The sequence below is a fragment of the Arthrobacter sp. CAL618 genome (assembly GCF_000468215.1).
Taxonomy (GTDB): Bacteria; Actinomycetota; Actinomycetes; order Actinomycetales; family Micrococcaceae; genus Arthrobacter_D.
This window is the reverse complement of sequence record NZ_ASZW01000169.1, coordinates 1-10727: the sequence shown is the minus strand read 5'-3', so window position 1 is coordinate 10727 and position 10727 is coordinate 1. Positions and strand designations below refer to the sequence as shown.

The 10727-nt window shown below is 59.1% G+C and carries 11 protein-coding genes and 1 other annotated feature; of the genes, 5 read left to right on the top strand and 6 right to left on the bottom strand.

What is annotated here, in order from left to right; genetic code table 11:
* Window positions 1–13 precede the first annotated feature (13 nt).
* The 3 genes from K728_RS0110455 to K728_RS0110445 form a co-directional block, all read right to left on the bottom strand.
* Window positions 14–274, bottom strand: coding sequence for a Txe/YoeB family addiction module toxin (locus K728_RS0110455; RefSeq protein WP_024476659.1), 261 nt, complete (start codon window positions 272–274; stop codon window positions 14–16).
* Window positions 271–522, bottom strand: coding sequence for a type II toxin-antitoxin system Phd/YefM family antitoxin (locus tag K728_RS0110450; protein WP_024476658.1), 252 nt, complete (start codon window positions 520–522; stop codon window positions 271–273). Before K728_RS0110450 ends, K728_RS0110455 begins: the two co-directional genes overlap by 4 nt.
* Window positions 523–651: 129 nt before the next feature.
* Complete coding sequence (locus K728_RS0110445; protein WP_024476657.1) at window positions 652–1206, bottom strand: matrixin family metalloprotease; 555 nt, start codon at window positions 1204–1206, stop codon at window positions 652–654.
* Window positions 1207–1634: 428 nt separating this feature from the next.
* Between K728_RS0110445 and K728_RS0110440 the strand changes: the two genes are divergently transcribed.
* The 3 genes from K728_RS0110440 to K728_RS0110430 all read left to right on the top strand — a co-directional run bounded on the left by K728_RS0110440 (window position 1635) and on the right by K728_RS0110430 (window position 4842).
* Window positions 1635–3116, top strand: a complete 1482-nt coding sequence (locus tag K728_RS0110440) for an S-layer homology domain-containing protein (protein WP_024476656.1) — start codon at window positions 1635–1637, stop codon at window positions 3114–3116.
* A 71-nt stretch (window positions 3117–3187) separates the two neighbouring features.
* Window positions 3188–3631, top strand: a complete 444-nt coding sequence (locus K728_RS0110435; protein ID WP_237742128.1) for a DoxX family protein — start codon at window positions 3188–3190, stop codon at window positions 3629–3631.
* A gap of 113 nt (window positions 3632–3744) precedes the next feature.
* Complete coding sequence (locus K728_RS0110430) at window positions 3745–4842, top strand: type I restriction endonuclease (protein WP_024476654.1); 1098 nt, start codon at window positions 3745–3747, stop codon at window positions 4840–4842.
* On the opposite strand, the gene K728_RS0110425 is transcribed toward K728_RS0110430, so the two are convergent.
* Both K728_RS0110425 and K728_RS0110420 read right to left on the bottom strand, forming a co-directional pair.
* Window positions 4811–6097, bottom strand: a complete 1287-nt coding sequence (locus K728_RS0110425; protein WP_024476653.1) for a hypothetical protein — start codon at window positions 6095–6097, stop codon at window positions 4811–4813. The genes K728_RS0110430 and K728_RS0110425 overlap by 32 nt on opposite strands.
* Window positions 6098–6178: 81 nt before the next feature.
* A complete protein-coding gene (locus K728_RS0110420; protein ID WP_024476652.1) occupies window positions 6179–7861 on the bottom strand; it encodes a nuclease-related domain-containing DEAD/DEAH box helicase in 1683 nt (560 codons plus the stop codon).
* Window positions 7862–8010: 149 nt separating this feature from the next.
* Here K728_RS0110420 and K728_RS0110415 point away from each other — a divergent pair, with 149 nt between their 5' ends.
* Window positions 8011–8472: a hypothetical protein gene (locus K728_RS0110415; RefSeq protein WP_024476651.1), complete on the top strand. Its 462-nt coding sequence runs from the start codon at window positions 8011–8013 to the stop codon at window positions 8470–8472.
* Window positions 8473–8764: 292 nt separating this feature from the next.
* Window positions 8765–9394: a phospholipase D-like domain-containing protein gene (locus K728_RS0110410; RefSeq protein WP_443110962.1), complete on the top strand. Its 630-nt coding sequence runs from the start codon at window positions 8765–8767 to the stop codon at window positions 9392–9394.
* A gap of 12 nt (window positions 9395–9406) precedes the next feature.
* On the opposite strand, the gene K728_RS0110405 is transcribed toward K728_RS0110410, so the two are convergent.
* Window positions 9407–10671, bottom strand: a protein-coding gene (locus K728_RS0110405) for an IS3 family transposase (protein WP_156808956.1) whose coding sequence is annotated in 2 segments (ribosomal slippage) — window positions 9407–10368 and window positions 10368–10671 — 1266 coding nt in all. Because the reading frame shifts where the segments join, the coding sequence is not laid out codon by codon here.
* Window positions 10238–10372, bottom strand: a sequence feature (AL1L pseudoknot). Its footprint overlaps the gene before it by 135 nt.
* Window positions 10672–10727: the final 56 nt, after the last annotated feature.

The following is a 10727-nucleotide window of genomic DNA, read 5'->3' as shown; positions in this document are numbered from 1 at the left end:
GCGGCGCTGAGGGCTATCTGCTGTAGTGGTAGCGGCATTGTGCGATGCGGATTTCGTCCGCGACCACCTTGTAAACCAAACGGTGCTCGTCATTGATCCGTCGGGACCAATACCTCTGAAATCCGTGTCTGAGTGGCTCGGGCTTACCCATGCCCTCGTTCCCGTTCCGCTGGATGTCCTTAATGAGGACGTTGATCCGCTTCAAGATTCTGCGGTCTTCGGTTTGCCACCAGACATAGTCTTCCCATGCCCGCTCATCCCAGAGCAAGGTCATTCGGCAAGCTCGCGGGCGACGCCGTCCCCTCGCTCCAGGTTTTCGATGGCACCAAGGAGTCGGCGGGCATTCTCTGGGCTGCGGAGCAAGTATGCAGTTTCCTTCAGTGACTGGTAGTCCTCAAGGGAAACGATGACTACCGGTTCCTTCCCCGCGCGGGTGATCACCACTTCTTCGCGGTCGTCGAGTACTGCATCGAGGGTTGCGGCGTAGTTGGCACGTGATTCTGAGTAGGTCATGGTCTTCATAGCATTCTCCTTACGTACGTAATAGTGTACGCTCCGGAGTTTGTCTTATCTTAGGTTCCCCGTAGCTGTTCATCACCAACTCGATCCTTGGCTGATTCAGCTCTTCCCGGAAGATCTGATCCATGATGCCTACAGCTGGGGGACGCAGGGCCCGGAGCCGAGTAGCGCGAGACCCGCTCTGTCTCCGTCGCCGAGGGCGGTGAGCCCGTTGTTTCCCTCGTGCATGAGCTGGCTGGGGTCATCGACGTGATCGAGCCCGACGACGTGAGCTAGTTCGTGCACGATGATGGCCCTCACCTGATCGCGACCATCCGGGTATTGAATGATGTTGGTAAGGTCAGGCACGTCGAGCTGGACCTGGCCAGCGACATAGACAAAGGGCTTGCCAGGAGTATGAGCGTAGGGGCTGCCGCCGAGACCGGCGACGTCCCCTTCCAGGCCAGGGATCTCCGCCGGGCTGGTCCACGTGATCAGGATGGGTGCCCATCGTTTGCCGTAGCGATCAGGCTGGTAGGTTTCCCGGTCCTCGCTGGGCGCTTCGGTGGTGGTACCTCGGTAAACGAACGTTAGTCCAGTGGCAGCGGATATTTCGACGACGGCTTCCTCGATCAGTCCGTCGCTGCCAGGCGGGGCGAACTCTGGCCGGACCACATAATGGACCGGTCGACACGGGTCGTAGGCCACAAAGTCTTGAGAGCTGTCGGGTGATTCGTGCAGCGCAAATGACGTGGATCGTCCACAGCGGTACCCGACCGGAGGGGGGAACGTTGCAGGCCCGATCCGACCCCCGATCCGGGTTTAGGTCTGGACGAAGGTTTGGTGTCATTGTCCTTATAAAACCACTCGCGATCCATCGCCCCCATGGCGCAGTTTCCCCGTATTTTGATGTTCCTGATTTAGCATTACCGATGTAATTGGGTCGAGAACATTTCTTTCGTTAATCCTGCCCGAATGCTGAGCCAAGCCGACCGGCGAGGACCGTGGATCACCGTAGGCTTCAATCACGAGCATGAGCCGGGGGACATCATGCGCTGGGGTCCAGGCGTTCAAGTTCTTCTACCTGTGTGTCGCGTTGTACCTATTCGTCCGCGTTAGCACTCCATGGAGAACAAGTGAAAACAATCAGAGCTGCCGTCATGATGCTGGCGGTGCTGGTTATCGGCGCCGGCACCCTCGTCGCACCGACCCAGGCAACCGCCGCGACAACGTTCCGGGATGTACCGTCCACCAGCCAGTTCCACACCGAGATCACCTGGCTGGCTACTCAGGAAATTTCGATGGGATGGCCGGACGGCACATTCCGACCATTGCAGTCGGTAGCCCGTGACGCGATGGCTGCCTTTCTTTACCGATTGGCTGGCGAACCGGTATACACGGCACCCAAGCAGTCGTGGTTTACCGATGTGCCGGTGGGAACCAAGTTCTACAAAGAGATCCATTGGCTTGCGTCGGAGGGCATCACCACGGGCTACCCGGACCGCACCTTCAAGCCTCTCAGCTCGGTCAACCGGGACGCGATGGCGGCTTTCCTTTACCGTTTCTCCGTTGAGCCAACGTTCACTGCTTCCAGGACTACCGGGTTCCGCGACGTGCCCACCAAGAACATGTTCTACAAAGAGATCAGCTGGCTCGCGAACACCGGCATCACCACCGGTTGGCCAGACGGTCGATTCCTTCCGCTACAGCCGGTGAAGCGCGACGCCATGGCCGCCTTCATGTATCGCACCAAGACCGAACTTCCGCTGAACCGTCCGGCCGTTTACGGGTCGACGGCGGCCCAGGTGCTGCAGTCCATCCCGGTCAAGGGTCGGGCTCCCAAGACCGGCTACGATCGCGACAACTTCGGGCCCACCTGGTTCGACACCGACAACAACGGGTGCGACACCCGCAACGACATGCTGAAGCGTCAGCTCACCAACATCACCTACACATATGGAACTTGTCAGGTAGCAACGGGTGTCCTGAACGATCCCTACACCGCTATGGTGATCAACTTTGTTCGCGGAACCACCACCAGCGCCAAGGTGCAGATTGACCACGTTGTCGCGCTCTCCGATGCGTGGCAGAAGGGCGCGCAGCAGCTAAGTGCCGACCAGCGGCTGATTTTCGCCAACGATCCACTCAACCTGCAGGCCACCGATGGTCCGACGAACGGGCAAAAGGGCGACGGCGACGCCGCCACCTGGCTGCCGCCGAATACCTCCTACCGCTGCACCTACGTTTCACGACAGATCTCAGCCAAGGCCATCCATGGCCTGTGGGTCACCCAGGCGGAGCGGGATGCGATGGCAAATGTGTTGAGCACCTGTGCCGGGCAACCAGCAGCGGTGACCCAGCCGGCTCCGGTTGTGCTGACTCCGGCACCAAAGCCGGCACCAGCCCCAAAGCCTGCACCAGCTCCCTCACCAGCACCGAAGCCGACCCCAGCGCCAAAGCCAACGAATCCCGGAGATACCAAGAACTGCGGTGACTTCAGCACCTGGCGGGAAGCGCAGAACTGGTACGAGAAGTACTTCCCGTACTACGGCGACGTGGCTCGGCTCGACCAGGACAAGGACGGCATCGTCTGTGAGTCGCTTCCCGGCGCACCATAGGGACGACAGTATGTATTGACCGGGGGCCGGGTTTCATCCCGGCCCCGGTTGTCGCTGCTAGGCTTCGCTGAGTGACCGATCTTCCCCGTTTGTCTCTTCTCCGACCCATCGCCCGAATCTTGCTTGGCGCGTTCCTTCTCTTCGCCGGGGTGTCGCACCTGTTTTTTGCCCGCGCGGAGTTCGCGGCCCAGGTGCCAGCATGGATGCCGCTCGATACTGACTTTGTGGTCGTGGCGTCCGGGATCGTCGAGGTGGTTCTGGGGGCTGCGCTCATCTTCCTACCGCGCTGGCGAGTCCTCGTTGGCTGGATCGTCGCGGCCTTCTTCGTGGCTGTTTTCCCAGGCAACATCGCTCAGTACGTCGACGGCGTCAACGCCTTCGGCCTAGACACAGACAGAGCCCGCCTGATCCGTCTGTTCTTTCAGCCGGTACTGATCGCATTGGCGCTGTGGTCAACCGGCGCCTGGCGGGACCGGCGGATGCTTAACTCGGCCTCAGCGCATCGCGAAAATTGAAACAGCCCCCCGGCCGATAACTGACTCGCCAATGCATACCGCTGTGTGGTGATCCGCCAATTGTCAGACGGTTCGACTAGGGTTGCATTATTCATTTCGATCCAGGGGGAATTGTGGATTTTACGGAACGGCTGACGGCATTGGCAGCGAAGGTGCGTCAGCAGAGGTCTCAGATTGAAACAGAAGAAGCGACCAAGAACGCATTCGTCATGCCGTTCATCTCGACAATTCTTGGGTATGACGTCTTTAACCCGCTTGAGGTAGTCCCCGAATTTACCGCAGATGTCGGGGTGAAGAAGGGCGAAAAAATTGATTACGCGATCATGCATGGCGGCACGGTTCAGATTCTGATCGAATGCAAGAAGTCCAAAGAACCCATCAAGATCGAACACGCGTCGCAGCTGTACCGCTACTTTGCTGTGACAAACGCCCGGATAGCGATTCTCACCAACGGGGAGGTCTACGAATTCTTCACCGATTTGGATGCCCCTAACCGGATGGACTCAAAGCCATTTCTTGTCCTCGACCTCAATGACATCGATGAGACTTTGATCCCGGAGTTGATGAAGCTTTCCAAGGAGATCTTCGATCTTGATTCGATTATCAGTGCCGCAGGGGAGCTGAAGTACATTGGGCAGATCAAGCGGACTTTGGCTGCCCAGTTCAAAGAACCGGACAGCGAATGGATCAAGTCGCTCACCACCCGGGTCTATGAGGGTGCGTATACACAGAAGGTGCGTGAACAGTTCACTGGGCTGGTCACGAAGGCGACGAAACAGTTTCTCAATGAACAAGTTAATGACCGTCTGAAGACCGCGTTGGGTTCGCCGAATTACTCGATGGCGAATGATTCAACACTTGCGGCCACCGTGACTAGCGAGCAGGTCGTTGCGGATGATCTCGCTGATACAGGTGTGGAAACCACGCTTGAAGAGCTTGAAGGATACCAAATCGTTCGCGCGATTGTCTGCAATGAAGTTAAGCCGGTGCGCGTGGTTCAACGAGACGCGAAGTCCTACTTCGCGGTGCTTCTGGATGACAACAATAGGAAGCCGATTGCTCGCCTCCACTTCAACCGGGTCCAGAAGTACTTGGGCATCTTTGACGATCAGAAGGTGGAGCAGCGAATTCCCATTGCTTCACTGGACGAGATCTATGAGCACTCCGATGCGCTTCGCACTAGTGTGAGGGCATATTTGACGGCGGGCTGATTTCTTCAATGCCGTCGGTGCTCTCGAGTGCCGTCTGTTCCTTAGCCCCCGACTTCCGAGGCCATTTGGGGCGACTGAATTCGATCTCTCGCAACTTCTGCATCTGTGGTTTTGCTTTACCGACGGCGCTGGGAACTGAGCTAGCAGCCGTTCCGATAGCGGTCCGGGTCTGGTTGGTTAGGTCGCTCAGTGACTTCCTCCAGGACTCCCGTTCAACTGTCCCGTAGACAAGCCCTTCCAGGCCATAGATCGTCGCGAACTGTCCGATGGTTTGGTGGATGGTTTCGACGGCGTTGAGTGTGGACTTGCTGCGCAATGGGCTGACAACACGCGAGAAATCGTTGATGTCAGATACTTTTGTGACGGCGTCATTTAGCTTCTGAAGCCTGAGTCCGGCCATCTGGTGGCGGGTGGCGGCTGCACGCTCGACTGCGGTGATGTGATGTTGCAAATCGTCTGGTGCGCTTTTGGCCGCGTGGACTATTTCAAGCGTGTCCATTCTCGTTTGGTTTACCTGGCACGCGGCCAACAGAACCAGCCAGGAGCGGAGTTCCGCCTCACTCGCGTGCTTGACTGCATCTGCCTTCTCCGTCGCATTTCCCGTGAGGAGAGAATCCGCGATGAGGTCTAGCTGGTTCAATGCGTAGGAGCTGGATTGCGCGAGTGATGTGCTGTGAAAGGAAACTTGGGCCCAAGTAGTCTCGCTAATGCGTCCGGTCGCCTCGTACAGCGAGTACGCCTTTTCCATTACTTGGGTCATGCCTTGCACGTCACCCAGCGCATGGGCTCGATTGTCGGACAGTAGCCGATCGATCTTGATGTCCATTGCCTCGACAAGCTGCTCCAAGTCAGCCAGTGCTGCCTTCAGCGCCGCTGCCGCACTAAGGGCAGCTACATTAGACATTGCCGTGGGATTCATCAGTGCAGGTTCGAATTTTGAGTTGCCTACGATCTGGCCTTTTGTTCCGCGAATCAATCCGGCCAAGGGGCCATCTGGATTATATTCCTTGAATCTAGCTAGAAGTCGCGCGGATTCGGGTGTGAGGGTGAAAGTCTGACCGGTCATCGACGTTACGACTGCGGCTATCCCGGTCGCAGCGGCCACCGCGTCAAGTGTTGCTTTCTTGGCGGTAACTGCGGCTTCAGGACTGACGGATAGTTCCCGCATAAATTTCTGAATGAGGTCGGTATCGCCGACAATCACAGCTTCTTTGCCCGAAACGAAAATGCCGAGGTCGTGATTCTCAAGATCCATGCCCCTATTGAAGCAGATAAGCTTCACATTTGCGCGGCCCGGCGTCTGAGATGGAATGCTGAATGAAGTCAGATGCCGTGATTAGTCTGAAAGTATGGGATCCCACTTTTCCGCTCTTCCGAGCGCTCGTTCCAACTCTCGCCCACCGGCCTCCGCAAGCAGCGTCGAGTCCCCGACTACAACCAGAAGGCTTCGCGCACGGGATAGCCCGACGTACAGTTGCTCGGCAGCACGATCCATCTCTTTGAAGCCGTCAACACACAGGACGACTACTGAACGCTCGAGACCCTTGAATCCGAGGACGTGCCCATAGAACTCGGTCTCCATCGCATGAAAGTCGCGCCAGTATTCGTCAGTGGTTCCACTGTCGAAGTGTTCCTGGTGGATCGGGTGACGGCGGCGGGTGGTGAGCAGGGCGATCTGGTTCGCGGCCCAGCCATCATTGATGAGGGAGTCAATACAGTCACTGGCGATGTCAAGCGCGTCCTCGGTGGCGCACTCCACCCGGCGAACGGGCAGTCCCGTACCGCCGCGGGGAGTGAAGTGCTCCCCGGCGAAAGACTTGAATACTTCGGCTATACGGCGTGTGTTCCGGAGGTTGTCGTCAATGTGGATGGGAACGAGCTCTGCTGCCGGCCCATGAGCGAGGTCTGCGGTGGCCCCACCCCAGCGGCGGTACACATCCTGCCGGTCGTCCATGAACGCATAGATCTGGCCCATCAGTGGGTCTTTCAAGCAGGCGAGCAGAGCTTCCCACCACAGCGGCGCGAAGTCCTGCGCTTCGTCGATGATGACCGCATCCAACTTCTGCTCCAATGGCAGGCTGGCAGCCTTCTCTATCAACAGGCGCGGCATGTCCTCGTCGAAGTAGGCCTGTCCGGTGCCGTCCGGGATGCCGAGGGACCGGACAAAGTCATGGAACTCGCCCGTGAAATCCGGTTTGGCTTGCCGCCACCCCGAGACCTGGTTCTGCAGGTGCTGTCCCAGGCCCTTGTTGTAGCAGAACAGGCCGACCCGGTTGCCGTCGCGGCAGAGTTGGCGCGCTTTCGCGACGGCCAGCCAGGTCTTGCCGCTGCCCGCTCCGCCGGTGAATCGGATCCGCGGAATGTCGCGGGTGGCGGAGAGGAGCCCGCTCTGCCGCTCCGTCAGGTGGTCCTGCAGGTCCTCGAGTTCTTGAGGGCTGGTCTCCGATCCCGATGGCGTTTCGAGCTTCCCATCCAGCCTCGTGCAGATTCGTTCCAAATACTGCGGCGCAAGCGGAATGGCTCCGTTGCCTTCAATTTCGATGGCACGGCGGATTTTGTCGGCGGGTGACTGGAGGTCCTCCTGGTCGAGCAGGAGAACCCGAGGACAGCCTGTCATGGACCAGCTTGACGGGACGGGCGTATAGGGCAGAGCAACCATGTAGGCGAAGCGGCTGGTCAACGGCGACCCGAGCTGATCACCAATCCAATCCCGGAATGCATGCATTGAACTCTGAGACTGAGCAATCGGACTTCTGAGCTTGCGCTTCCCATCTCTGTCCGACTGGTACCACTGGCCACCATCGATACTGACCTGGCCGCCTTTGACCTCGATGGCGGCGAGCCCAACCCCGGGCCACAAGACGAGAATGTCGATCTCGCACTCGGCGCGACCATGACGGACCTGTACCGAATGGGCGAGCACGACGTCATCCGGCAGGGAAGCGCGTAGCCGCTCCCAAACAGCCCGCTCAGCGGACTGGCCGTCTCCGAATTCAGGCTCTCCCGGAATGCAACGCATTGTTCCCCCAGATTCTTGACGGTGGAGAACCCCACCACCGTCTGTATTGGCAGGCTATCAACCTTCGCCCACATTTTCGTGATCCATCCCACAATGTCGGTACGGGAATGGACTATGGAACGAGGAACGCCGCTGCGAAAGGGAAATAAATGCTCAAGATCGAAGTGGATTCGCAGTTGGAACTGATGCTTCGCGTACAACCGGAAGAGTCTTTGGAATGGCAGGCCCAGGTTGACGGAGCCTACACGGGGTGGCACGACGTCGAATCGTCAGATCACCTGGTCGGAGTAGTCAAGATGATCGACGACGACGGCGACTGGCTCACAGTCCAGACCAAGGGGCTTGAACAGCTGGGGATGGGTCGGTACGCGCAGGCGATGAACACCGGTACGGGGTATCAGTTGGAGGTCGCGCGAGCCGACGGTGGCACCACCTACAACTGGAGGATTGGCCTCGGCGCAGCGGCGGACGACGCCGGTAACGAGCCTTACGCGGGAGCCACTCGTTTGCAGGAGCTCAGTCTGGCTGCGGTGATCGAGGTTCTGGTCTCCTGGCTGCTCGGTCAGGGACTGCCACAGGGCTACGGGGCGGCGCTCCGGATCTATAGGTGAGACTCGGGTAATCAAGGGGCTGTGTGCTGCGGTTACCCACTCATTCCACAAATACCCGCAATGCGGTTACGATTCCCCAAAATGGATTTCTAATGTCGACACGGAATGTTTTGGAATCGGAAATAGCCACATGAACTGGTCCTATGGAAGGTTTGGCGTCCAGGCATTTACCCAATAGCCTGGCGCAGTGACTAATTCCGTTGGGGGCGCGGCAGCAAAACAGCTGCCTGAGGGCTTGTACGAACTACTTATTACGAATGCTCTTAGCAGTTCGTTGAAGAGCGCATCTGGAGTGCAACCTGTGTTCGCCGCGGTAGAAGACGAAGACAGTCCGGACATCCTCTCCCGCCATGTGGCCGACATCGTCCGCCTAGAGTTGGCCGCAGCCAAACCGGGTGAGCGTGTCGCTCTCGCAAATAAGCTACTTGAGCAACTGGCCAGCACGGACCGCATCGCCGAGGGGCCAACGCAGCTACTCTCACTACACCAGCCGGATACGCTGAAGCGCCGAAACCTTCGCCGGCCCGCGACACCCCTGTCAGATTCGGCTCTACTAACCAACAGCAAAGAGGATCCGAACTTGGCCGCCGAGCTGCGAACCGAGATCGAGTCAGCTAACACTGTAGATCTCCTGTGTGCATTCGTCCGCTGGACAGGGCTCCGGTTGCTCCAACCCGCTCTCGAGCAGCTGAAAGACCGTGGTGTCCGGCTCAGAGTCATCACCACGACGTACATGGGTGCCACGGAACGTCGCGCAATCGACGAACTAGTCAACCGGCACGGTGCCGAAGTGAAAATCAACTACGAAACCCATGCCACCCGGCTGCACGCAAAAGCTTGGCTTTTCCGCCGTAACTCCGGGTTCGATACTGCCTACGTTGGTAGCTCAAACCTCAGCCAAGCTGAACCGCCCTGGGTTTGATGGAGACTCGCGCTATTTGATTTCCGCCAGCTGAGCGTGGTCGGTTTGGTCAGCATAGAACATCTGCTCGAACTCCGCGGGTGGAACATCGCCGAGGTAGCCGTGGAGGCGTTGGGTGTTGTGCCAGTGGACCCAGCCGAGGGTCGCTAGCTCGAGGTCTTCGACCGTCTTCCACGGTCCGGGTCGGGCGGGGCCGCGGACGAGTTCGGTCTTGTAGTAGCCGTTCACCGTCTCCGCGAGGGCGTTGTCGTAGCTGTCACCGACGGTCCCGATCGAGGGTGTTGCGCCGATTTCCGCGAGACGTTCGCCGTAGCGGATCGACGTGAATTGACTGCCCGCATCGCTGTGGCATCGAAGATCCTCGTGGTGAGCACCACGACCCCAACGGGCCATTTCGATCGCGTCGAGAACCATTTCGGTGCGCATGTGCGACGCGCATCGCCACCCGACGATCATCCGGCTGAACACGTCAATGATGAAACAGACGTACCCGACGCCGGCCCATGTCGGGACGAAGGTCAGGTCGGTCACCCAGAGCCGGTTCGGGGCCGCCGCGGTGAACTCCCGCCGGACTAGATCCGGGTGCCGCGCCGCAGCCGGGTCAGCCCTGGTCGTTTTGACCCGCTTCGAGCGTGTCGCGCCCTCGATGCCGGCGGCGCGCATCAACCGGCCCGTCTGGTCGCGGCCGATGTCCATTCCGGCCCGGCACGCAGCTTTCCAAAGCTTACGGACCCCGTAGACGCGGTAGTTGTTCTCCCACAGGGCCACTAGATCGGGTATCAGAACCGCGTCGCTGACGGTACGCGCGGACGGTGCACGGTCCCTCGCGGCGTAGTACGTGCTCGGAGCCACCTGCAACAGGCTGCAGATGGGCTCGACTCCAAGCGGGCGACCCTCAACGACGTCGTTCTTGTTCGCGTCGATGAACGCGACTACTTCCGGTGTTGGCGGTCGAGCTCCGCCCCGAAGAAACTCGCAGCCCGTTTCAGGATTTCGTTCGCCCGACGCAGCTCCCGTACTTCTTGCTCAAGGTCCCGCATCCGGCCCGCATCCGCAGTACTCACACCGGCGACGTGCCCGTCATCGATGTCGGCTTGCTTGACCCACGACCGCACCGACTCAACCCCGTATCCGAGCTGAGTAGCCACCCGATGGACCGTCCCGTGCTCGGTCCCAAGCTCTGCCCGCAAGGTTCGAACCATCCGCACCGCTGCGGCTTTCTCCTCCGGCGAATACCGACGTGCCGTCGGCCTCCCAGTTCCCTGACTCTTTGCCATGACTCTATTCTCGATTCCAAGGTCAGAAGCCTCCAACAAACCCAGGGCGGTTCAAT

Coding starts and splice junctions, on each gene's coding strand:
- K728_RS0110455 (WP_024476659.1), bottom strand. CDS start 274: ATGACCTTGCTCTGGGATGAGCGGGCATGGGAAGACTATGTCTGGTGG.
- K728_RS0110420 (WP_024476652.1), bottom strand. CDS start 7,861: ATGCGTTGCATTCCGGGAGAGCCTGAATTCGGAGACGGCCAGTCCGCT.
- K728_RS0110425 (WP_024476653.1), bottom strand. CDS start 6,097: ATGGATCTTGAGAATCACGACCTCGGCATTTTCGTTTCGGGCAAAGAA.
- K728_RS0110415 (WP_024476651.1), top strand. CDS start 8,011: ATGCTCAAGATCGAAGTGGATTCGCAGTTGGAACTGATGCTTCGCGTA.
- K728_RS0110450 (WP_024476658.1), bottom strand. CDS start 522: ATGAAGACCATGACCTACTCAGAATCACGTGCCAACTACGCCGCAACC.